General features: G+C 64.1%; 19 protein-coding genes. 17 read left to right on the top strand and 2 right to left on the bottom strand.

Features of this window, described 5'->3' with window-relative positions:
- Positions 1-11: 11 nt before the first annotated feature.
- The 16 genes from cbbX (at position 12) to gfa (ending at position 19,178) form a co-directional block, all read left to right on the top strand.
- Positions 12-947 carry a CbbX protein gene (cbbX, locus tag BP26_RS0114900; protein ID WP_029921371.1) on the top strand — a complete coding sequence of 312 codons (936 nt, stop codon included), beginning with the start codon at positions 12-14 and terminating at the stop codon, positions 945-947.
- An 86-nt stretch (positions 948-1,033) separates the two neighbouring features.
- Positions 1,034-2,110 (top strand): class 1 fructose-bisphosphatase, encoded by a 1,077-nt coding sequence (locus BP26_RS0114895; RefSeq protein ID WP_029921370.1) that lies wholly within the window; start codon positions 1,034-1,036, stop codon positions 2,108-2,110.
- A gap of 25 nt (positions 2,111-2,135) precedes the next feature.
- A complete protein-coding gene (locus BP26_RS0114890; RefSeq protein ID WP_029921369.1) occupies positions 2,136-3,011 on the top strand; it encodes a phosphoribulokinase in 876 nt (291 codons plus the stop codon).
- 10 nt (positions 3,012-3,021) lie between these two features.
- A complete protein-coding gene (tkt, locus tag BP26_RS0114885) occupies positions 3,022-5,115 on the top strand; it encodes a transketolase (RefSeq protein WP_029921368.1) in 2,094 nt (697 codons plus the stop codon).
- 25 nt (positions 5,116-5,140) lie between these two features.
- Positions 5,141-5,857: an HAD-IA family hydrolase gene (locus tag BP26_RS0114880; protein ID WP_029921367.1), complete on the top strand. Its 717-nt coding sequence runs from the start codon at positions 5,141-5,143 to the stop codon at positions 5,855-5,857.
- Positions 5,858-5,875: 18 nt separating this feature from the next.
- A complete protein-coding gene (gene fba / locus BP26_RS0114875) occupies positions 5,876-6,940 on the top strand; it encodes a class II fructose-bisphosphate aldolase (protein WP_029921366.1) in 1,065 nt (354 codons plus the stop codon).
- 2 nt (positions 6,941-6,942) lie between these two features.
- The gene (gene rpe / locus BP26_RS0114870) at positions 6,943-7,647 is read left to right on the top strand and encodes a ribulose-phosphate 3-epimerase (RefSeq protein ID WP_029921365.1); all 705 of its coding nucleotides are present in this window, start codon (positions 6,943-6,945) and stop codon (positions 7,645-7,647) included.
- Between the two features lie 7 nt (positions 7,648-7,654).
- Positions 7,655-8,431, top strand: coding sequence for an HAD-IA family hydrolase (locus tag BP26_RS0114865; RefSeq protein WP_051749000.1), 777 nt, complete (start codon positions 7,655-7,657; stop codon positions 8,429-8,431).
- Between the two features lie 49 nt (positions 8,432-8,480).
- Positions 8,481-8,792 (top strand): EthD family reductase, encoded by a 312-nt coding sequence (locus BP26_RS0114860; RefSeq protein ID WP_029921363.1) that lies wholly within the window; start codon positions 8,481-8,483, stop codon positions 8,790-8,792.
- A gap of 58 nt (positions 8,793-8,850) precedes the next feature.
- Positions 8,851-9,690 (top strand): S-formylglutathione hydrolase, encoded by an 840-nt coding sequence (fghA, locus tag BP26_RS0114855; RefSeq protein WP_029921362.1) that lies wholly within the window; start codon positions 8,851-8,853, stop codon positions 9,688-9,690.
- A gap of 488 nt (positions 9,691-10,178) precedes the next feature.
- The gene (locus BP26_RS0114850) at positions 10,179-12,044 is read left to right on the top strand and encodes a PQQ-dependent dehydrogenase, methanol/ethanol family (RefSeq protein ID WP_029921361.1); all 1,866 of its coding nucleotides are present in this window, start codon (positions 10,179-10,181) and stop codon (positions 12,042-12,044) included.
- A gap of 208 nt (positions 12,045-12,252) precedes the next feature.
- On the top strand, positions 12,253-13,893 hold the full coding sequence (locus BP26_RS0114845; protein WP_051748999.1) for a quinoprotein dehydrogenase-associated putative ABC transporter substrate-binding protein: 1,641 nt from the start codon (positions 12,253-12,255) through the stop codon (positions 13,891-13,893).
- 32 nt (positions 13,894-13,925) lie between these two features.
- Positions 13,926-14,468 carry a c-type cytochrome gene (locus BP26_RS28670; RefSeq protein WP_029921359.1) on the top strand — a complete coding sequence of 181 codons (543 nt, stop codon included), beginning with the start codon at positions 13,926-13,928 and terminating at the stop codon, positions 14,466-14,468.
- A gap of 362 nt (positions 14,469-14,830) precedes the next feature.
- Entirely contained in the window at positions 14,831-15,940 is a 1,110-nt protein-coding gene (locus BP26_RS0114835) for an S-(hydroxymethyl)glutathione dehydrogenase/class III alcohol dehydrogenase (RefSeq protein WP_029921358.1), read from the top strand.
- A 322-nt stretch (positions 15,941-16,262) separates the two neighbouring features.
- Positions 16,263-18,341 (top strand): sigma-54-dependent Fis family transcriptional regulator, encoded by a 2,079-nt coding sequence (locus tag BP26_RS0114830; protein WP_169740720.1) that lies wholly within the window; start codon positions 16,263-16,265, stop codon positions 18,339-18,341.
- Positions 18,342-18,599: 258 nt separating this feature from the next.
- The gene (gene gfa / locus BP26_RS0114825; RefSeq protein WP_029921356.1) at positions 18,600-19,178 is read left to right on the top strand and encodes an S-(hydroxymethyl)glutathione synthase; all 579 of its coding nucleotides are present in this window, start codon (positions 18,600-18,602) and stop codon (positions 19,176-19,178) included.
- A gap of 69 nt (positions 19,179-19,247) precedes the next feature.
- Here gfa and BP26_RS0114820 read toward each other — a convergent pair whose 3' ends face one another.
- Both BP26_RS0114820 and BP26_RS0114815 read right to left on the bottom strand, forming a co-directional pair.
- Positions 19,248-21,437 (bottom strand): TonB-dependent receptor family protein, encoded by a 2,190-nt coding sequence (locus BP26_RS0114820; protein WP_051748997.1) that lies wholly within the window; start codon positions 21,435-21,437, stop codon positions 19,248-19,250.
- An 11-nt stretch (positions 21,438-21,448) separates the two neighbouring features.
- Positions 21,449-22,390, bottom strand: coding sequence for a DMT family transporter (locus BP26_RS0114815; protein ID WP_084183114.1), 942 nt, complete (start codon positions 22,388-22,390; stop codon positions 21,449-21,451).
- A 394-nt stretch (positions 22,391-22,784) separates the two neighbouring features.
- Between BP26_RS0114815 and BP26_RS0114810 the strand changes: the two genes are divergently transcribed.
- The gene (locus tag BP26_RS0114810; RefSeq protein ID WP_029921353.1) at positions 22,785-23,741 is read left to right on the top strand and encodes a beta-propeller fold lactonase family protein; all 957 of its coding nucleotides are present in this window, start codon (positions 22,785-22,787) and stop codon (positions 23,739-23,741) included.
- Positions 23,742-23,769 lie beyond the last annotated feature (28 nt).

The raw sequence follows: 23,769 nt of genomic DNA, 5'->3' as shown, positions 1-23,769 counted from the left end.
GGGACTTGGCCATGGAAGAGTCCGCCCGCATCGACCTGCGCAGCATCCTGCGCGAGGCCAATGTGCAGGACGTGTTCGACCAGCTCGATCGCGACCTGGTCGGCCTCGCCCCGGTGAAGCGGCGCATCCGCGAGATCGCCGCCTTCCTGGTGGTGTCGCGGGCGCGCAGCCAGATCGGTCTCGAAGCCGAGCCGCCGAGCCTGCACATGTGCTTCACCGGCAATCCCGGCACCGGCAAGACCACGGTGGCGCTGCGCATGGCCGATATCCTGCACCGGCTCGGCTATGTGCGCACCGGTCACCTGGTCAGCGTGACCCGCGACGACCTGGTTGGCCAGTACATCGGCCATACCGCGCCGAAGACCAAGGAGATCCTGAAGAAGGCCATGGGCGGCGTGCTGTTCATCGACGAGGCCTATTACCTGCACCGTCCGGAGAACGAGCGAGACTACGGCCAGGAAGCGATCGAGATCCTGCTGCAGGTGATGGAGAACCACCGCGACGATCTGGTGGTGATCCTGGCCGGCTACAAGGATCGCATGGACACCTTCTTCGGCAGCAATCCGGGGCTGTCCTCGCGCATCGCGCATCACATCGACTTCCCGGACTACTCGCCGGAGGAGTTGATGGCCATCGCGCAGAAGATGCTGGAGCCGATGAACTACTGCCTCGACGAAGGGGCGGAGAGGGCGCTGCGCGAATACATCGAGCGGCGCATCCACCAGCCGAATTTCTCCAACGCCCGCTCGGTCAGGAATGCGCTGGACCGCGCCCGCCTGCGCCAGGCCAACCGCTTGTTCGAGGCGGCGCTGGGCAACGGCGGCGATACGGCGGTGGAGACCCTGCGCACCCTGACCGAGGGCGATATCCGCGCCAGCCGCGTGTTTCTCGACAACCCGCCGCAGAAGGCCCCGGTCGAAGCCCGGACGCCCGCCTCGACACGCTGAAGCAAGGGGCGGACAGCGCCGACCAACAACCGATCAACCGTAGTCAAGAAGTTTCACCGCAGCACAGCGAGGACGCTCACATGAATATGCGCTACGGACGGACCACACTTTCCAAGTTTCTCATCGAGCAGACCCGCGGCGACGCCGCGCTGAGCGACCTTGCAGCCCTGCTGATCGACGTCGCCGCGGCGGTCAAGAGCATTTCGGCCATGGTGTCCAAGGGCGCCCTCGGCGGCTACCTGGGCTCCCTTGAGGTGCAGAACGTGCAGGGCGAGACGCAGAAGAAGCTCGACGTGCTGACCAACGAGGCCATGTTGGCCAACTGCGAATGGGGCGGGCTGGTCGCCGGCATGGTGTCGGAAGAACTGGAAGAGCCCTATGCCATTCCGGGTGAATACCCGCGCGGCAACTACCTGCTGGCTTTCGACCCCCTCGACGGCTCGTCCAATATCGACGTTAATGTGTCGGTCGGCACCATCTTCTCGGTGTTGCGGCACACCGCGAATGCCGCGCCGGATGCCACTTCCTTTCTGCGGCCGGGGCGCGAACAGCTGGCTGCCGGCTATGCCCTGTACGGACCTTCGACCATGCTGGTGCTGACGGTCGGGCGTGGCACCCACGGCTTCACCCTGGACCGTGAGATCGGCAACTTCATACTGACCCATCCGGACCTGACCATTCCGGCGGACACCAGCGAGTTCGCCATCAACGTTTCCAACGAGCGCTTCTGGGAGCCGCCGATCCAGCGCTATGTGGGGGAGTGCAAGGCTGGCCGCAGCGGCGTGCGCGAGCGTGATTTCAACATGCGCTGGATCGCCTCGATGGTGGCGGAAGTGCATCGCATCCTGATGCGCGGCGGCGTCTTCATGTATCCCAGCTTCACCAAGGACCCGGTGCGCTCCGGCCGCCTGCGCCTGCTTTACGAGGCCAACCCGATGGCGATGCTGATCGAACAGGCGGGTGGAGCGGCCAGCACCGGCCGCGGCCGCATGCTTGATGTCGCACCCACCAACATCCACCAGCGTGTGCCTGTGGTGCTCGGTTCGAGCAACGAGGTGGCGCGCATCGAGCGCTACCACCAGGAGTTCGACTGCGGCGCGGACCAGCCCTATGTCTCGCCGCTGTTCAACGAGCGATCGCTGTACCGGCAAGAAGCGACTTAGCCCATCACCAAGGGACGATCCAACCATGTCCAAGAAACACCCGATCATCGCGGTCACCGGCTCCTCCGGCGCCGGTACCACCACGGTCATGGAGAGCTTCAAGCATATCTTCCGCCGCGAAAAAATCGACAAGGTGCAGGTCGTCGAGGGCGACGCCTTCCACCGTTTCGACCGCAAGGGCATGCGCCAGGCGTTGAAGGACACCGAGAAGTCCGACAACCCGAACTTCAGCCACTTCGGCCCCGAGGCGAACCTGCTGGCGGAGCTGGAGGCGATGTTCCGCAGCTATGGCGAGAACGGCAGCGGCCGCGTGCGCAAGTACCTGCACGACGCCGAGGAAGCGGCGCCCTTCAAGCAGGATCCGGGCACCTTCACGCCGTGGGAGGAAATCCCGCCCGATACCGACCTGCTGTTCTACGAGGGCCTGCACGGCGGCGCGGTGAGCGAGGACATCGATATCGCCCGTTACCCGGACCTGCTGATCGGCGTGGTGCCGATCATCAATCTGGAATGGATCCAGAAGCTGCATCGTGACCAGAACCTGCGCGGCTATTCGCAGGAGGCGGTGGTGGAGACCATTCTTCGGCGCATGCCGGACTACGTGAAGCATATCTGCCCGCAGTTCTCGCGCACCCACGTCAACTTCCAGCGCGTGCCGACGGTGGATACTTCCAATCCCTTCATTGCCAAGGATATCCCGACGCCTGACGAGAGCATGGTGGTGATCCGCTTCGCCAATCCCAAGGGCATCGACTTTCCCTACCTGCTGTCGATGCTGCACGACTCGATGATGACGCGGCCGAATTCGATCCTGGTTCCGGGCGGCAAGATGGGCCTGGCGATGCAGCTGATCTTCACGCCGATGATCCTGCGCCTGATGGACCAGAAGCGGCGTGTCTGAGGAGGCGATCATGTTCGCACGCACCAATCCGCAACCGGCTCCCGCAGCGCGTGAGCTGCCGCAGCGCATGGCTGATGCTCTGCGCATGCTGGCGGTCGACGCGGTGGAGAAAGCGAAATCCGGCCATCCGGGCGCGCCGATGGGCATGGCGGAAATTGCCGAGGTGCTGTGGAACGGGCACCTCAAACATGACCCGACCGACCCGCACTGGTGCGACCGCGATCGTTTCGTACTGTCCAACGGCCATGCCTCGATGCTGCTCTACGGCCTGTTGCACCTGAGCGGCTATGACCTGTCGATCGAGGACTTGAAGCATTTTCGCCAGCTGCATTCGAAGACGCCGGGGCATCCGGAACACGGCCTCACGCCTGGAGTGGAAACCACCACCGGGCCGCTGGGGCAAGGTTTGAGTAATGCAGTGGGCATGGCATTGGCGGAAAAGCTTCTTGCGGCCGAGTTCAACCGGCCCGGTCACGAGATCGTCGATCATCACACCTACGTGTTCATGGGTGATGGCTGCCTGATGGAAGGGATCAGCCACGAGGTCTGCTCCCTGGCCGGCACGTTGCGCCTGTCCAAGCTGATCGCCTTCTACGACGACAACGGCATTTCCATCGACGGCCCGGTGGCAGGCTGGTTCGGCGACGACACGCCGGCCCGCTTCCGCGCCTACGGCTGGAACGTGATCTGCGGCGTCGATGGTCACGACGCCGGCGCGGTGGACCGAGCCCTGATCCGCGCCCGCCGCCAGTCCCGCGAGGCGGATGGGCGCCCGACGCTGATCTGTTGCAAGACCATGATCGGCAGGGGCGCGCCGAACAAGCAGGGCGGTGAAGGCGTGCACGGCGCGGCCCTGGGTGCTGAGGAAGTGGCGGCGACGCGCGCCGCGCTGGACTGGCCGCATGCGCCGTTCGAGATTCCAGGGGATGTGCGCGAGGCCTGGGATGCCCGTTCGCGCGGCAGCCGCGCGCAGGCGCAGTGGTGCGATGCCTTCGCCGCCTACGACGCGGCGCACCCGCAACTGGCGAAGGAATTCGCGCGCCGGCTGGGCGGCGAGTTCCCGCCGGATTTCGAGCAGAGGGCCAAGGCCCTGCTCGACAACGCCCTCGCCAATCGCAAGGAAGTGGCGACGCGCAAGGCCTCGCAGCAGGCGCTGGAGCAGATCGGCCCAGGCATGCCTGAGCTGCTGGGTGGCTCGGCCGACCTCACCGGCTCCAACCTGACCGATTTCCAGGGCTGCGTGTCGGTGGACAGCGAAGGCAGGGGCAACTACCTGCACTACGGCGTGCGCGAATTCGGCATGGCCGCCATCATGAACGGCGTCGCCTTGCACGGTGGTTTCATTCCCTACGGCGGCACCTTCCTCACCTTCAGCGACTACAGCCGCAACGCCGTGCGCATGGCGGCGCTGATGAACCTGCGCGTGATCCACGTCTTCACCCATGACTCGATCGGCCTGGGCGAGGATGGACCGACACACCAGCCGATCGAGCATGCCGCGTCCCTGCGGCTGATTCCGAACCTGGACGTGTGGCGGCCGGCCGACGCCCTGGAGACCAGCGTCGCCTGGCTCGAAGCCCTGCAACGCGAGAACGGCCCCGCGGCCCTGCTGCTGTCGCGGCAGAACCTGCCGGTGCTGCAGTACGATGCTTCCAGCACGGGCTTCGTGCGCCGCGGTGGTTACGTGCTGAGCGACGTGAGTGTGCCGCAACTGGTGATCATCGCCACCGGTTCGGAAGTAGGCCTGGCCCTGGCGGCGCAGAAGCTGCTGGCCAGGGAGGACATCGCGGCGCGGGTGGTGTCGATGCCCTGCACCAGCCTGTTCGACCGGCAGCCGCCATCCTATCGCGACGCGGTGCTGCTGCCGAACCTGCCGGCGCTGGCGGTGGAAGCCGGCCATCCCGATGGCTGGCGCAAGTACGTCGGCCGCAGCGGTGCCGTGATCGGCATCGACCGCTTCGGCGAATCGGCGCCGGCGCCCGAGCTGTATCGCCACTTCGGCCTGACGCCCGAGCATGTCGCAGCCGCGGGGCGGCAGCTGATCCCGAAACAGCGCCGCGAGGAACGCGAGGCGGAACCGCACATCGTGCTCTCCGGCAATTGACACACACTGCAAGGCACAGGAATCCATGTTCGACCTGATCATGTTCGACCTCGATGGCACGCTGGTCGATACCGCCGGCGAGATCGGCGACACCGTCAACGATGTGCTGCGGGCCCTGCGCCTGCCGCAGGCCTCGGACGAACTGGTCCGCACCTGGGTCGGGCAGGGCAGCCGTGAATTGCTGATCCGTGCCTGCGCGCACGCGGCGGGCCTGTCGCAGGCTGACGTGCGGGCCAGCAACACGATGGAGTCGGTGATCGAGATGTACGGCCGTTTCCATGAAAAGCGCTGCGGCACCCGCAGCCATGTGTATCCGCATGTCGTCGATACCCTCACCGAGCTGTCCGCGCGCGGCGTCGCCACGGCCCTGGTCACCAACCGCGAGGCGCGCTTCGCCGAGGCGGTGTTGCGCGCCCACGGCCTGCACCATTTCTTCAACCCGATCATCTGCGGCGACAGCCTGCCGGTGAAGAAGCCGGACGCGGCCACGGTCGAGCACTGCCTCAGGCTGCACGGCGTACCCAAGGAGCGGGCCCTGCTGATCGGGGACTCCGGCGTCGACGTCGCCACCGGCCGCAATGCGGGCGTGGCCTGCTGGGCGGTGCCCTACGGTTACAACAGCGGCCTGCCGATCGAGGACGCCAACCCCGAACGCGTCATCGTCGACATTTCCGCCGTGCTGGCCGCGACACGTCCGGCCGATGCGGTCACCCGCTCCTATAACTCCGCTGCATCCGCCTAGCTTCGAGGAGAACCCTACATGGCAATGATTTCCCTGCGCCAGCTGCTGGACCATGCGGCCGAGCACGACTACGGCCTGCCGGCTTTCAACATCAACAACCTCGAGCAGATCCAGGCCATCATGCAGGCGGCGGAAGCCTGCGACAGCCCGGTGATCCTGCAGGCTTCGGCGGGCGCCCGGAAATATGCCGGCGAAGCATTCCTGCGCCACATGGTGGAAGCGGCGGTGGAGAGCTATCCGGACATTCCCGTGTGCATGCACCAGGATCACGGCGCCTCGCCGGCGGTATGCCAGGCCTCCATCCGCAGCGGCTTCTCCAGCGTGATGATGGACGGCTCGCTGCGCGAGGACATGAAGACGCCGGCATCCTACGAGTACAACGTCGAGGTGACGCGCAAGGTGAGTGAGCTGGCGCATGCAGTGGGAGTCTCGGTAGAGGGCGAGCTGGGTTGCCTCGGTTCGCTGGAAAGCGGCGAGGCTGGAGAAGAGGACGGCTCCGGCGCCGCAGGCAAGCTCGACCACAGCCAGCTGCTGACCGATCCGGACCAGGCCGCCGACTTCGTCAAGGCCACCGGCGTCGATGCCCTGGCCATCGCCATCGGCACCAGCCACGGCGCCTACAAGTTCACCCGGCCGCCGACCGGCGACATCCTGGCCATCGACCGGGTCAAGGCGATCCACGCGCGCATTCCCAATACGCACCTGGTGATGCATGGCTCGTCCAGCGTGCCGCAGGAATGGCTGGAAGTGATCCGCCAGTTCGGCGGCAAGATCAAGGAAACCTATGGCGTGCCGGTGGAAGAGATCCGCGAGGGCATCCGCCACGGCGTGCGCAAGGTCAACATCGACACGGACATCCGCCTGGCCATGACCGGGGCGATGCGCAAGAGCATGGGCGAGAAGCCCGCCGAGTTCGACCCGCGCGCCTTTCTCAAGGCGGCGACCGCGGCGGCACGCGATATCTGCAAGCTGCGCTTCGAGGCCTTCGGCAGCGCCGGCCAGGCCAGCCGCATCCGGCCGGTGCAGCTGGATCGCATGGCCGGCCGCTACGCCAAGGGTGAGTTGCGCGCGGTGGTGCACTGAGCATGCAGGACCTGCCCGCCAGGGGCGCGCTGATCGCGCCGAGCATCCTGTCGGCCGACTTCGCCCGGCTGGGCGAGGAAGTGCGGGCGGTATTGGCTGCCGGCGCCGACTGGATCCATTTCGACGTGATGGACAACCACTACGTGCCGAACCTGACCATCGGGCCGATGGTGTGCGAGGCGATCGGGCCGCATGTGGGCGCGGCGCTGATCGACGTGCACCTGATGGTGGAGCCGGTCGACGCACTGATTCCGCAGTTCGCCAAGGCCGGCGCCGGGCTGATTTCCTTCCATCCCGAGGCTACGCGTCATGTCGATCGGACTTTGCAGCTGATCCGCGACCAGGGTTGCCGAGCCGGGCTGGTGTTCAACCCGGCCACACCGCTGGACTGGCTGGACCATGTGCTGGACAAGCTCGACCTGGTGCTGCTGATGTCGGTCAACCCGGGCTTCGGCGGCCAGTCGTTCATCGAGTCCACGCTGGACAAACTCAAGCTGGCGCGTGCGCGGATCGAGCGCCATGCGGCGGAGAGCGGGCGGCACATCCGGCTGGAGGTGGACGGCGGGGTCAAGGCGGACAACATCGCCCGCATCGCCGCCGCCGGCGCCGATACCTTCGTCGCCGGATCGGCCATCTTCGGCTCCGGCGACTATGCGGCGACCATCACGCGGATGCGCGCCAACATCGCCGCCGCGACGGCCGGATGAGGCGACGATGAGCGAGCTGCGCGCCCTGCTGTTCGACGTCGACGGCACCCTGGCCGAGACCGAGCGCGACGGTCATCGCGCCGCATTCAACCAGGCCTTCAGCGAGCACCGCCTGCCCTGGCACTGGAGCGAGCGCCTGTACGGCGCGCTGCTCACCGTCACCGGCGGCAAGGAGCGCATCACCCACTACGCCGCGGAATACGATCCGGACTGGCTGGCGAAGCCAGGGGCCGAGGCGGCTATAGCTGCCATCCACGCCAGCAAGAACCGCCACTATCAGGATCTGTTGCGCAACAGCGGCATCGCCCTGCGCCGCGGCCTGCGTCCGCTGCTGGCCGAGGCGCGCATGGCGGGCCTGCAACTGGGTATCGTCACCACCACCAGCCGCGGCAACCTCGACAGCCTGCTGGCGGCGACGCTGGATACGGATACGCGGGACGCATTCGGCGTCCGCGTGGCCGGCGAGGATGTGCGCCGCAAGAAGCCGGACCCTGAGTGTTACACGCGGGCGCTGGCCACCCTGAACCTGCGCCCGGATCAAGTCCTGGCGGTGGAGGATTCGCGCAACGGCCTGCTGGCGGCGCGCGGCGCCGGGTTACAGGTGCTGATCGTACGCAGCTTCTATTTCGCCGAGGAGGATTTCGGCGAAGCCTTCGCCGTGGCTGACGATTTCCGCGATCTGCGCCTGACGGAATTGCGCCGGCGGTTCGGGCTGAATTGTGGCGCGCCTGTGTCAGATACGACACACTTTTCGGTGGTACCCGACACAGTCCTTGTTCAATGATGCTGCCGTGGCTACTGTAGGCCGCAACCACCCCACGGAAGAGCAGAACATGATCAAGGTCAGCGTGATGTATCCCAACGGCAAGGGCAGCACCTTCGATATCGCCTACTACTGCGACAAGCACATGCCGATGGTGAAGCAGAAGCTGGGCGCGGCGCTGAAGAACATGGCAGTGGAGCAGGGACTGGCCGGCGGCGAGCCGGGCACCCCACCGACCTATCTGGCCTTCGGCCATCTGTATTTCGATTCGGTCGATGCTTTCCAGGCCGCCTTCGGCCCACATGCCTCGTCCATCCTCAGCGACATCCCCAATTACACCAACACCCACCCGGTGCTGCAGATCAGCGAAGTGAAGTTGTAATGACCGCGGCCGAATGATTCGGCCGGCCAGTTGAATCCACCAGCGTGAAGGGACAGCAATGAGTCTGGAAAAGCGCAGCGAACAGGCCTGCTTCGGCGGCACCATGGGCTTTTATACGCACCGCTCGGAGGCGACCTCCAGCGACATGCGCTTCGCCGTTTACCTGCCGCCCCAGGCGAAGCAGGGCAAGGTGCCGGCGCTGTATTACCTGGCCGGCCTGACCTGTACCGAAGAGACCTTCGTCATCAAGGCGGGTGCGCAGCGCCTCGCCGCCGAGTACGGCCTGGCCCTGGTGGCCTGCGATACCAGCCCGCGCGGACTCAACCTGCCGGGTGATTCCGATGCCTGGGACTTCGGTGTCGCCGCCGGGTTCTACCTGGACGCCACCGCGGCGCCGTGGTCGACGAACTACCGCATGGGCAGCTACATCAACGACGAGCTGCCGACCCTGGTCGAAAAGAATTTTCCGGTGAGCACGGAATGCCGCGGCATCTTCGGTCATTCGATGGGCGGTCACGGCGCTTTGGTATCGGCGCTGCGCAATCCGGCACGCTGGCATTCGGTGTCGGCCTTCGCGCCGATCTCCAACCCGGTGGCGGTGCCATGGGGGAAGAAGGCCTTCGGCAACTATCTCGGACCGGACCAGAAGAGCTGGGAAGCCTGGGATGCCTCGCTGCTGATGCGCCGCAAGGCCTATCCGGGCTCGATCCTGGTGGACCAGGGACTGAGCGACCAGTTCCTGGCCGAGCAGCTGCAGCCGCAGGCGCTGGAAGCGGCGGCATCCGCATCCGGCCAGGCGCTGACCCTGCGTCGCCATGAAGGCTACGACCATTCCTACTGGTTCATCCAGACCTTCATGGCCGATCACCTGGCGCATCACGCCAAAAACCTGCTGTAAGGGCATTCAGGCAATTCCCGTGAATCGGCCGATGCCTCCGTTGCCGGGGCATTGCGCCGCGTCGGTGGCAAACCCAATCCTGATTCCTGCTTCATTCGCGCGCGTTCGCGGTGGCGGCCTGCGCCTGTCCGCTGCTGCCTGCGGGATCCGAAAATCTGCCGGCGCGAAGCGATCTGCCAGGGCCGGCGCGGATGCTTCCACCCGCAGCGAACAGGGCAGTCGGGAGGTTGGGTCATATCCGGCACACCGTTGTGGCGTAGCCGACCCGACGTTTTGCGGGTGGGTGGTTCTATGTATGCGGGTGTTGTATCAAGTTATTGATAATAAACATGATTTTGTTTGGCTTGCAGATGGCACGGCGGCTGCTTAGTTATAGGTCGAGCCGAATGCTTGCGCATGCGGACGGCGTCAGAAACCCGTAATCCCCGCCGGCTTTCCGGCAGTGGCGGCGGGACATAAAGACATGATGTGAAGGAGGAGAACTGCGTATGGAATCCGTATTGAAGAGCAGGCTGGGGATGTTCTGTGCCGCCTTGGCACTCGTTGCGGTTTCGGGAGCATCAGCAGTCGCCGATGAAGTCGCTGACCGAGCCAAGGACCCGAATCTGTGGGCGGCACCGGGTGGCGACACCCAACTGACCCGACACAGCCGTTTGAAGGACATCAACACCACCAACGTTGGCAAGTTGCAGATGATCTGGTCCCAGTCCAGCGGCACGCTGCGTGGCCATGAAGGCCAGCCGCTGGTGGTCACGGTGGACGGCACGCCGATGATGTTCATGGAAAGCGGCTGGCCCAACATCGTGCAGGGGCTCGACCTGAGCGATCCCGATCACCCGAAGACGATCTGGAACTACAAGAAGACCACCGACCGCGACGACTCCGCCGTGCCGCGTGCCTGCTGCGACACCGTCAACCGCGGCATGTCGTTCGCCGACGGCAAAGTGGTGTTCGGTACTCTCGACGGCTTTGTCATCGCGCTCGATGCCAAGACCGGCAAGGAAGACTGGGTGGTGAAGCACGCCTTCCCGGCCAAGGGTGAAACCATCACCCCGGCGCCGATCATCGCCAACGGCAAGGTCATCATCGGCTTCGGCGGCGACGAGTTCGCAGCCCGCGGCCGCATGACGGCGTACAACCTCGCCGACGGCAAGAAGATCTGGGAGTGCTACAGCACCGGTTCCGACAAGGACGTGTGCCTGACGCCGGACACCAACAAGGCGCATCCGGAATACGGCACCGCCGGCAAGGATATCGGCATCAGCAGCTATCCCGGCGACGAGTGGCAGCGCGGCGGCGGTGCGGCCTGGGGCTGGTACAGCTTCGATCCCGAACTGAATCTGCTCTATTACTCGACCGGTAACCCTGGCCTGTGGAGCCCGTCCTATCGCTGCAAGGCCAAGACGCACGAAGAGTGCAACGACGGCACGCAGGACAACAAGTGGTCGATGACCATCTTCGCCCGCAAGATCGATACCGGCGAAGCCGTCTGGGCCTACCAGATGACGCCATTCGACCAGTGGGACTACGACGGCATCAACGAGAACATGCTGGAAGACCTGACGGTCGACGGCAAGAAGCGCAAGGTCCTGATCCACTTCGACCGCAACGGCTTCTCCTACGTGCTGGATCGTACCGACGGTACGCTGCTGCGCGCCAACAAGTACGTCACCGCGAACTGGGCCGAGAAGATCGACCTGAAGACCGGCCGTCCGGTCAAGGTGAAGGAGCATTCTCCATTCGGTCCGAACGGCAACGTGCAGGCTTGCCCGTCGGCGATGGGCGGCAAGGATCAACAGCCTTGCGCCATCGACCCGAGCGAGCCCGGCATGGCTTATTGCCCGACAAACAACTGGTGCATGGAAGATGAGCCGCAGGAACGTGCGCATACGCAGCAGGGCACGGTCTATGTGTTCGCCAATGTCTACATGTATCCGGAGAAGCCCGGCACCACCGGCAAGTTCAAGAAGTTCAACGTGCTGACCGGCGAAACCGTGTGGGAAATCCCGGATGCTTACCCGAACTGGGGTGGAGCGCTGGTTACCGACGGCGGCCTGGCCTTCTACGGCGATCTGCTTGGTGATTTCCGCGCTGTCGATCGCAAGACCGGCAAGATCCTGTGGCAGCGGCGCCTGGGTTCCGGAATCATCGGCAACCCGATCACCTACAAGATCAAGGGTCACCAGTATGTGTCCGTGTGGAGCGGCATCGGCGGCTGGATCGGCCTGCCGGTCACCGCTGGCCTGGATCTGAGCGACAAGTTCGGCGCCATCGGCGCCACCGCGATGACCAAGGCGGCCAACCTCGACAAGATTCCGATGGGCGGCACCTTGTATACGTTCCGCGTGGACTAACGACCTAGGTGGTGAGCTGTAAGCGGTAACTGACGCCCGGTGCCCGCAATGGCATCGGGCGTCCTTTGTTTGCAAGGCGCGCCACGGGAAATTCTCACGAGCGTATGCGGCGCGCTTGAATTTGCGGATGCGTACGCGGAGAGTTGAATTGTCCGCTGCGCACAGTGGTCCAAGCAGCACATAAAAAACATACCGAGGAGAGACAGTGATGAGCAAAGCAATTCGCTCGGCGTTACCGGTCCTGCTGCTGGCGATCAGCGGCGCCGCGATAGGCGCCGACAATCTCGCCGCATTGCGCGTCTGCGCGGATCCCGGCAACATGCCGATATCCAACAACAAGGGCGAAGGTTTCGAGAACAAGATCGCGCAGGTGATCGCGGAGTCTCTCGGTACCGGCGTCCAGTACTACTATCGCCCCGGCATCGAGCGCGGCCTGACCAGGACTACGCTGGATGCCGATGAGTGCGACCTGATGCTCGATATGCCCGCAGATGCGGAGCGTGTCATGACCACGGTGCCGCTGTATCGCACCACCTTCGTGCTGGCCTACCGTAACGATCGCGGGTTCGATTTCAAGAATCTGGACGATCCGCGGCTGAAGACGCTCAAGGTCGGCGTCTACCAGACTTCCTCTGTGCGGGAGGCCCTGGCGCAACACGACGTCAAGAGCAATACCGTGGTGCATTACCTCAGCCATGACGCCGACCTGGTGGCGAACGACCAGCCGGTCAACCAGATGGAGCAGGTGGTCAACGGCCAACTTGACGTCGCCGCCATCTGGGGGCCGTTCGCCGGCTACTACAAAACGGTGAAAAAGGCGCCGCTGGTGATCCAGCCGGTCAACCTGATGGACGACGCGGTGCCGATGGAATTCGATATGGCCCTGGCCGTGCGCATGCGCAACCGCGATCTGCACGACAAGGTCGAGGCGGCCATGAAGAAGGAGAAGGACAAGATTCGTGCGATCCTGGTGGATTTCGGCGTGCCGTTGGTGAAGTGCGAGTCCTGCCTGATCGACGGCGATCTGCCGGCGCACGGCCCCTATGCGCCGCCCAAGCCGCATCCGGTTACGGCCGATACGCAGGGCGTGACCATCGCCCAACTCGACGAATGGCTCAAGCACGGCGCCAAGGTCAATGACGAGTTCAACAATGCGGTGATCGCGGACGATATGGTGCGCGTCAGCTATCTGCTGGAGAAGAAGCACGCGAACATCAATGCACGCGATCTGCAGGGTTATACGCCGCTGCTCAACGCGATCCGCAAGACCTCGCTGAACATGGTCAAGTACCTGATCGCGCACAAGGCCAACGTCAATGGAACGGACAGCGACGGCTGGACGCCGGTGATGACCGCCGCCTGGATGGATGACGGCGACCTGGTGAAGCTGCTGGTGGCGAACAAGGCGGATCTCAAGGCGAAGAATCCCAATGGCCTGACCGCGCTGGCCATCGCATCCCAGTACAGCAAGGATGTGGCCACCGTGGCGCTGGTGCAGGCGGGCTCCGACGTCAACCAGAGGATCGGCAGCGGCTACACGCCGCTGATGCTGGCGGTTGCCGGTCATGCCGACCAGTCGGCCAAGGCGTTGATCGATCACGGCGCCGACGTCAATGCCAAGAACACCGGCGGCGTCACTGCGCTGATGATCGCGGCGGCGGCGAACCAGGCGGATCTGGCGGCGATGCTGATCAAATCCGGCGCCGACACCTCCGCGCAGAACGAGAACGGCATGACAGCGTTGGCCATCGCCAAGGACAAGGACAGCCAGGCGGTGATCAAGTTGCTGGAGCAATCGGCATCCAATGCCGGTTCAAGTGCGACCGAGGCCATCGACTCGCACGGATGACCATTTCATTAGACCTACGAAGGAGAAACGCTGTGCTGAAAAATGTTTTGGGTGGCGCTTTGATCGTGCTCGCCGTCGCCGCGGCGGCCTGCGCCCAGGAAAATGGATCTTCCAGTTCCGATGCGGCCAAGCCGGCGGCGAGTGTCCCCGCCGGGCCGGTGCCGCCGCTCGACCGGGTCAACGCTGCCAAGCAAGGTACATTGAAGAACCCCTACAAGGACGATAACGCAGATATCGTGGCTCAGGGCCAGAAGCTGTTCATGCATTCCGGCTGCAACGGTTGCCACGGCGGCAACGGCGGCGGCGGCATGTGCCCGCCGCTGACCAACGACACCTGGGTCTACGGCGGCGACGACGACACCCTGTTCCGCCTGGTCACGCTGGGTACCGACGAACTGCAGAAGCGGGGCTATACGCGCAAGGCCCAGGAAAGCGTGGTTGGCCCGATGCCGCCGCACGGTGCCATCGTCAAGACCGACGACGACCTGTGGAAGATCCTCACGTTTGTCCGTTCCAATTATCACGGCAGTCCTTCGAAGAAATTCGGCGACCAGCCGGAAGCGGCCACGCCCTAGAGGGCCGGTGACCGGCGCGATTGGCAATGGAGTTTTTCTGCCAGCCGCGCCGTTCCGGATGCCCTTTTCACGACGGTTGTGTCACATCTGGCCCATGGCTGTAGCGCGCTCGACTCTGGTCTGCGCGACAAACTCCACAATGGCTGATATTGGTGTTTTAACTATTTGATAAATAAAGATTTTATGACATATAGGAAGATGGCACGCTGGCTGCTATCCATATCTCCAGGCGCACCGCGAAACGCGTTGACGCGGTGCCGGAGAAACGGCGGATCGCAGCAGGGGATGCGGGTGATTCAACAACGGCAGGACACGCCGGTGCGTGGCCGCGATCGGAACGACAACAGGATGGAGGCAAGAACATGAAGTCAAGAGCTGCGGTTGCCTGGGAAGCAGGCAAGCCACTTTCGATCGAAGAGATCGATGTCGCCGGGCCGAAGGCCGGCGAGGTGCTGGTCAAGATAGTGGCCACCGGGGTTTGCCACACCGATGCCTTCACGCTTTCCGGCAAGGATCCGGAAGGCATGTTCCCGGTCATCCTCGGGCACGAAGGCGGCGGCATCGTGCAGGAGGTCGGCGCGGGTGTGAAAAGCGTCAAGCCCGGCGATCACGTCATCCCGCTGTACACCCCGGAATGCGGCGAGTGCAAGTTCTGCAAATCCGGCAAGACCAATCTGTGCCAGAAGATCCGCCTGACCCAGGGCAAGGGCCTGATGCCCGACGGCACCACGCGCTTCTCCCAGAAGGGCAAGCCGATCCTGCACTACATGGGCACCAGCACGTTTTCCGAATACACCGTGATGCCGGAAATCTCGGTGGCGAAAATCAATCCGAAGGCGCCGCTGGACAAGGTCTGCCTGCTCGGTTGCGGCATCACCACCGGCATCGGCGCGGTGCTCAATACCGCCAAGGTGCCGCCCGGCTCCACCGTGGCGGTGTTCGGCCTCGGCGGCATCGGCTTGTCGGTGGTGCAGGGCGCGGTGATGGCCAAGGCCAGCCGCATCATCGCGGTCGACACCAATCCGGACAAGTTCACCATGGCCAAGGCCCTGGGCGCGACCGATTGCATCAATCCGAAAGACTATGACGTGCCGGTGCAGCAGGCAATCGTCGATCTCACCGACGGCGGCGTCGATTACTCCTTCGAGTGCATCGGCAACGTCAACGTGATGCGCTCGGCGCTGGAGTGCTGCCACAAGGGCTGGGGCGAGTCGATCATCATCGGCGTCGCCGGGGCCGGCGAGGAGATCCGCACCCGTCCATTCCAGCTGGTCACCGGACGCGTCTGGCGCGGCTCGGCCTTCGGCGGCGTCAAGGGACGCACCGAACTGCCGGGTTTCGTCGATCGCTATCTGCATGGCGACATCAAGATCGACGAGATGATCACCGAGGTGTTGCCGCTGGAGGACATCAACAAGGCCCTCGACCTGATGCATGAGGGCAAGGTGATCCGTTCGGTAATCCGCTTCTGATCATGCCCGGACGCAACGCCAATGCGTTTGCGGCTTCCCGGGCGGGATTTATCCCCGGAATGGAAGGTGGAACCGTCCATTCCGGGGCGTTTGCAGCTGTTCATGCTTCCTGCATGGCTGAACATATTGAATTTATTAACCACTTTTCGCCAAGCGGTGCTTTTCGCAGGAGGTTAATCGCAGTACGCTGCATGGATAACAGCGGTGGTACTGTTCCACGCAGCAGGGAAGTCCATTCGGCTACAAGCTTGGAACTTTCACCGTCGCTGATAAAACCCGAATGCATACGTGCATCGAGGAAAACATGACGGAGGAGAGGACCATGCGTTTAAGACAGGATAGTCAGGGCCATGCACGCCTGATCGAATCGGCCGTGAAAGGCCGCGGCGACAGCAGCGACGTAGGCCAGGCGGTACGTCATTCGTGGAGTCGTTGCCTTTCGAGCTACTCCCTGGATCCGCTGCAGGTCAAGAAACCCCTGATGGTCGAGCGCAGCGATCTCGACGCCCGGCGCGAACGTATCGGTGCGGTGCTGCCGATCGCCCGTATCGAGATGCTCGGGCTGTCGCGGCAGATGATGCATACGCAATACGGCATCATGCTCACCGATCAGGACGGCGTGATCCTCAGCTACGTCGGCGATCCGGCGTTCTCGATGACAGCCCGCCGCAGCGGCTTCCGCGAAGGCGCCGTCTGGAGCGAGCAGGAGCTCGGCACCAACGGCATGGGCACCTGCCTGATGACGCGGGAGCCGATCGTCATCCATCGGTCCGATCATTTCCTGGTGCAGAACACCGAGCTGACCTGCTCGGCCGCGCCGATCTTCGATATGCAGGGCCGGGTGATCGCCGCGCTGGATATCTCGGGCAGTTCCAGCGGGGCGCAGACGCACACGCTGGCGCTGGTGGATATCGCGGCGCAGAACATCGAGAACCGCGCGCTGCTGCAATCCTGCAAGCAGTATCACGTGCTGCGCTTCCACCGCTGCGCCGAGTTCGTCTGTACCCCGGGCGAAGGCGTGCTGGCGTTTGACGAGGGCGGCACCGTCATCGGCGCCAATCGCTGCACCCTGGAGGCGCTGGGTTACCGCGATCACAAGTCGCTGTGTGGTCAGCGCATCGACACGATCCTGGACGTGCCGCTGGCGACGCTGCTGCACATGGGCATGCGTCACGGCTTCCGTCCGGAGCCGTTGTCGACCCGCTTCGGACATCAGAAGTTCTTCGCCGTGGTGCAGCCGCCAGCCGATGAATTCCGCCGCGCGCCGAAGTCGGTGGTGGTCGGCGCCCGGGTTTCCGATGCACTGGACGTGATGCAGCCGACCGATCCGGTGATGATGCGCAATGTGCAGATTCTGCGCCGCGTGCTGAATCGGGATATTTCGGTTCTGCTGCTTGGTGAAACCGGCACCGGCAAGGGCTATTTCGCCAAGGCCATCCATAGCGCCAGCCGGCGTGCCGACAAGCCCTTCGTATCGGTGAACTGCGCGGCGATTCCGGAGCTGCTGATCGAAAGCGAGTTGTTCGGCTACAAGCCGGGCGCTTTCACCGGCGCGACGCGCGAAGGCAATATCGGTCGCGTGCTGCAGGCCAACGGCGGAACGCTGTTCCTGGACGAGATCGGCGACATGCCGCTGCCCCTGCAGGCGCGGCTGCTGACGGTGATCGAGGAACGCGAAGTGGTTCCGCTCGGCGCCAGCAAGCCGGTGGCGGTGGACATACGCGTCATCAGCGCGACCCATCGCGATCCGGTGGAGATGATCGCCAAGAACCAGTTCCGAGATGATCTGTACTACCGCCTGAACGGCATTACCCTGACCATACCGCCGCTGCGCGAGCGCAAGGACGCCGCCGATGTGGTGCGCTACCTGCTGCGCATCGAGGCCGGCGAGCGTACGCCGGTGCAGATCGACGAGGCCCTGGTACAGCGCCTGGCGCGCTACCCCTGGCCGGGCAACCTGCGGCAGTTGCGCAATGTGTTGTGCATGATGCTGGCGCTGCGCGAGTCGGACTATCTCAGCCTCGACGATTTCGATGAGGGCTGGTTGACCGGCGGTCGTATCAGGCCGCGCGCCGAAGTCGCCGCTGCGGCCGCGGTGATCGGCGAGGGTGACGCGGACGAGGATAATGTGCTCGGAAGCGCCGAATGCGACGCCCTGCGGCGCACGCTCGAAGCGTGCCACTGGAATGTCAGCGCGGCCGCGGTGCGCCTGCACCTGAGCCGCAAGACCATGTACCGCAAGATGCATCGTCACGGTCTGGTGCGGCACGACGTCGGCGGCATCCGCCGGCATGAGGCCGACGCGGAAGCGGAGATTGCCGTCTCCGATGGTTCACGAATCGATCCCCGCCATGAGGATGGCGGAACGGATCTCCCCGGCAAGCGGCACATCCCAGGATAAGAGGACGGACATGATCGGACGGCCATTGACCTGGGTACGGATTTCGACGGCGTCGAGCCCTTCGATTTCCATGACCGTGCCCAGCCTGGTCACCGAGCAACCCCGATTGCGCCGCGCGATGGAATTCGCTCCGCGCGCATTCGACCGGGGACTGCGTTTCCGATCAGTTGTCCACACTCAATCTATGGAGGAGTCGCCATGAGTACAGAAAGTTTCCACAAGGGCGCGCACGCCATTACCATCGGGCGGAGGTGAGAAATGTCCAGCACATTTTCAATTCATCCCTCGGTCGATAATGGCTTCAAGCCGGCTGCAAAGGATTTTGCCGGCGGCACACTGGTCTGCAAGTGCACCCAGGATCCGGTCAAGGTCTCGATCAAGGCCCAGACCGCTCACAACCACGCCTGCGGCTGCACCAAGTGCTGGAAGCCCAAGGGCGCGACGTTCGCGGTGATCGCGGTGGTTTCCCGCGACAAGGTCAGCGTGACGCAGCATGCCGAGAAGCTGGCCATCGTCGATCCAAAGGCGACCATCCAGCGGCATGCCTGCAAGGGCTGCGGCGTGCACATGTTCGGCCGCATCGAAAACACCAGCCACGCCTTCTTCGGCCTGGATTTCGTGCACACCGAGCTGTCCGCGGAAACGGGCTGGTCCGAGCCGGGCTTTGCCGCTTTCGTGTCCTCGATCATCGAGTCGGGTTTCGACCCGGCCCTCATGGGCGAGGTACGCAGCCGGCTCAGGCAGTTGCACCTCGAGCCTTATGACTGCCTCAGTCCGCCGCTGATGGATGCACTCTCCATACAAGCGGCAAAACTGTCCGGTGTTCTGAAGAGCTGAAGCAGGGCAAGACGTCGATCCGTTGTTCCGGGCCGTTCGGGCAATCCGAACGGCCCGGCGATGCGCCTTTTAGTATTTCCAGTTGAAGCTGAGCCCGGCCAGCACGGCGCGCCCAGAACCGGGTTCGAAGAAACGCTTGTTGCTATCGTTGACGATGATCGAGCCGATGTAGTTGGTGTCGAGCAGATTGTCGATCCGCACGAAGGTATTGATGCGCCAGTGCGGCAGGTCGAACGTGTAACCGCCGTCCACTCCGAGCAATGCATAGGAAGGCGCGTGCGAGGTATTGATGTCGTTGGCGGGTACGGTGCTGGCGTATTGTGCATTGAGGGAGGTATGCCAACCGCTATCGGCACCCCAATGCAGCGCGGCATAAGCGTCGGACAGCGCAACGCCGGGTATACGATTGCCGGTGCTTACCCGCGTGGTGCTGCCGGGTGTTTGCAGGCAGGTCGTGGTGCCATCCTGGCAATAATCGGCCCGTACCACCGCATCTACATAGGTATAGGCCAGTTGCAGTTTCAGCAGCGGCATCAGTTCGGTGTCCAGAGAGGCTTCCACACCCTGGCGTCGTGTGCGCGGTGCATTGACATAGGTGTTGCGGCCATTGCTGGTCGGGCCGACCACGATTTCGTCACGGGTCACCGCCTGGAACAAGGCCAGCTGCGCTTGCGTGTGTTCCCGCAACTGGAATTTGGCGCCTAGTTCGCCGTTGTTGGAGTGCGAAGGTTTCAGGCTGAAATTCAAGCCAAGGCCGCCGTCGGGCTTATACGCCAGCTCGTTCAAGGTGGGCGTTTCGAAACCATCACCGTAGGATGCGTACAGGTGCACCCAAGGCTTCAGCTTGAACAGCAAGCCGCCGACCGGGGTGGTAGCGTAGTATCCCTTGTTGCCGCTGTCGTCGCCGTTGGACTGGAAGTGATCGGCGGAATCGAACTGCACCATGCTATGGCGAACGCCCAGCAGCAGGGACCACTGCTCGGCGAACAGCCAGCTGGCTTGCAGGTACTCGTCCAGATCGTAGACATCATTGGTTTCGTCGCGCTTCAGGACGCCCTGCTGTCCCAACTCGTCCGGTTGGCTGCCATCACCGGTGAAGTTGGCATAGCCGCGGCGATGCTGCGATAACTCGTCGTAGCTCAAGCCGGCAACCACGCTGAGCGGCCGGCCAGCCAGCGGCGCATGCCAGGTCCAGCGGGCGTCGGCGCCGCCGTAGCCGCTGTCGAGATTGACCACGCCGCCGGAGTTGGCTGGGTTGCTTTGCACGGAGACCGGAATCGAGAGAAACTGCCGCACCTGGCGGGCGCCGTAGTAGCCGAGCACGCGCACGCTCTGCCGCTCGCTGATGGTGTAGTCGTAGATCAGGCCGCCCTGGATCTGCTCCACGCTTTTGCGGGTGTTGAACTGGTCGGCAACGCTGGCGGTTTGCCGCGGGTTGGCATCGAACTGCGTGCGGGTCAGGCCCAGAGGATCCTGCGATTCCGGCGAAGAGAAGTAATTCAGCACCAGCGTCAGCTTGCCGGCGCGTCCGGCCTGTAAGTTGAGCTTGCCATTGAAGGAATCGCGCTGCGCGCGGCTGTGCGGACGGTAGCCGTCGGTAGAGAAATGGGAGTAGTCGGTGTTGTAATCGAAGGGGCCGGCGGTGCCGCGTGCGTCGAGGTTGGTGCGATAGACGCCGTAGCTGCCGCCGCTGGCGCTGACGCTGAGCTGCGGTGGATCGCTGCCGTCGGCGGTATAGAGCGAGATCACGCCGCCCGAGGAATTTCCGTAGAGTGTGGAAAACGGTCCGCGCAGGACTTCCACGCGTTCGGCGCTGCCCAGATTGAAATGCGATACCTGGCCCTGGCCATCCGGTTGCGTTGCGGGGATGTCGTCGACATAGAGGCGCACGCCGCGCACGCCGAACTGCGAGCGGGCGCCGAAGCCGCGTACCGAGATCTGCTCGTCCTGGGCATAGTTCTGGCGGTTCCGCGCCAGCACGCCGGGAATGGCGGAGAGACCTTCGGACAGGTTCGCCCCCAGGGTGTCGCCGTTGTAGGCGCTGCCGGAAACGACGTCGATAGAGGCTGGCACATCGTAAGCCGGTTGTGCGGTTCGGGTGGCGGTTACGGTCACCTGGCCCAGCGTCGTGGTCGGCTCGGCCGCCAGGGCGGTGCCCGACCACCAGGCGGCGAGCAGGCTGACCGAGGCACCTGCGCTGCGGCGCCAGGCGATGGCCTTGCCGGTACTGGATCGAATGTGGTTGCGGGCGCGTCTCATCGTTGAATCTCTCAATGCCGCTCTTGCGGCTTGCGATAAAGTTTCAGGTACAGCGGATAACAGGTGGCCAGTGCGACGCCGCCCAGGGTGAGGGCGCCGCAGCCGATCAGGCGCAGGCTGGCCTGCTCACCCAGGAAGGTCACTCCAGCCGCGGCGACCAGCACCGGCACCGCGAGCTGCACCACCGCCGCACGCATGGCGGTGAGGGCGGGCAGCACGGTATACCAGACGGCATAGCCGAGACCAGAGGCGAGGGCGCCGGACAATATCGCCTCGACCAGGCCGGGGGTGTCGAAGTGCAAGCCGGGTGCTCCATTCTGCCCGGCACGCAGATGCACCCATAACAGGAAAGGCAGGGTGAAGGGCAGGGCGCGCATGAAATTGCCGGCGCTGCCGGCAACGGCGTCGCGGCTGCTGCGCCCGCGCAGGGAATAGACGCCCCAGGCCACGCCGGCCGCCATCATGATCAGCCCGCTCCCTGGCGGCGGCGCCGACAGGCCCGGAGAAATGAGGGCAATCAGGCCGGCGCAGGCGAGGGTGAGGCCGCACCATTCGTACCAGCGCGGATGTTCCCCCTGGACCAGGCCGCGCACGATCATGGTGGTCTGCACGCTACCGAACAGCAGCAGGGCGCCGGCGCCGGCCGGGATGCTCACGTAAGCGATGGAGAACGCCCCTGCATAGACGAACAGGGCCAAGCTGGATTTCCAGTCGCCGCCGCTCCGGTATCCGCCGCGCAGGAGCAGCAGGAGGTTGAGCACGAGGGCGCCGGATACAAGCCGGACCGTGGTGAATGACGCGGCGTCGATGGCGCCGCCGCGCAAGGCCATCCGGCAGAGCAGGGAGTTTGCGGCGAAGCCAGCCAGGGCGATGACGGTCAATGCCGCGACGGCCGCCGGGGTTCCCGGTAGCGGCAAGCCAGCCGCGCGAGAGACGGCACCGCTGGACGACATAACTCCTCCACCTCGGTTATCGAAAAAACTGCCGGTCTGTGTGCCGGATTGCATCTGGAACCATCGACCGCAAGCGGCATGCCACCACGGGTGCCGCAGCGGGGCGTGCCTGTCGTAAGCTCCGGGAATCGAAGCAATCCGCCCTTTCTGCTTGCCTGTCGCCTGCGAAGTGTAGCGTTTTTGAAACAGCAGGATCGATGCGGATGACAACACCATCCCATCGACGTTGCACAGGGAAAATCCCCCGGGGCGGCGACGTGGCGCGGTCGTGAAATTTTCCTGTTGATCTCCGGCACGTCGTGGGCTTACTTTGGCCGCCATGTTGCGGGGATCCACAATTCCTGCCGCAGGCAGTACCGACGGCGCACGATGCGACAAACGGAGGAAGCGGAAGATGACCAAGTTGTTCAGCCTGGGTGTTGCATTGCCGCTGTTCGCGTTCGTCGCGCCCGCATGGGCCGAACTGGCCTATGTGCCGAATGCCGGTTCCGGCACCGTATCGGTCATCGACACCGCCAGCGACAAGGTCATCCGGACATTGTCCGGCGACGGCTCCCTCGGCAAGAAGCTGGAAGGCGCTGTGGTCGATGCGTCCGGGAAGGTGGTGTTGGTGGTGGATGCGCCCACCGATTCGGTGGTCGCGGTCAACGCCGAGACCGGCAAGGTCATCAAGTCCATCCCTGCCGGCAGGGGCCCGGAGGGCATCGGCATCTCGGCGGACGGAAAGATTGCCGCGGCCTGCGCGGAGGATTCCAACGAAGCGGTGCTGATCGACGTCGCAAAGCTGGAGCCGATCAAGTCCATCCCTCTGCAAGGCAAGAATCCTGAACATTGCATGTTCAGCCCGGACAGTCGCTGGCTGCTGGTCAGCAATGAAAACAGCAACGACATCGATGTGATCGACCTGAAACAGAACAAGTCGGTGGCGCTGATTGCCGGCGGCGGGCACCCGCGCGGCATGGCGTTCACCACGGACGGAAAGTTCGTCTACATTGCCGACGAATCCGCGGATTCGGTGCAGGTCATCGCCGTGGGCAGCTGGAAGGAGGTGAAGAAGATTCCCACCGCCTTGCGCAGCGCCGGCGTGCTGGCGCACCCGGACGGCAGCCGTATCTACATTGCCAACGGCGGCGCCGGCACGGTGTCGGTAATCGACACGCATAGCAATGAAGTGACCGCCACCATTGCCGTGGGCAAGCGCCCCTGGAACATGGCCATCACCCGGGACGGTGCCAAGCTCTATGTGGCCAATGGCCGTTCCGACAGCGTTTCGGTCATCGACACCGCCAAAAACACCGTGGTGCAGAACGTGGACGTGGGCAAGCTGCCCTGGGGCGTGGCCATCCGCTGAAGGGCGGATAGGGCTATCGCTCAAATAG

It is taken from the genome of Nevskia soli DSM 19509, assembly GCF_000711955.1.
In the GTDB taxonomy this organism is placed as follows: Bacteria; Pseudomonadota; Gammaproteobacteria; order Nevskiales; family Nevskiaceae; genus Nevskia; species Nevskia soli.
Note: the sequence above shows the minus strand (reverse complement) of the source record. Positions and strands in the feature narration are given on the sequence as shown.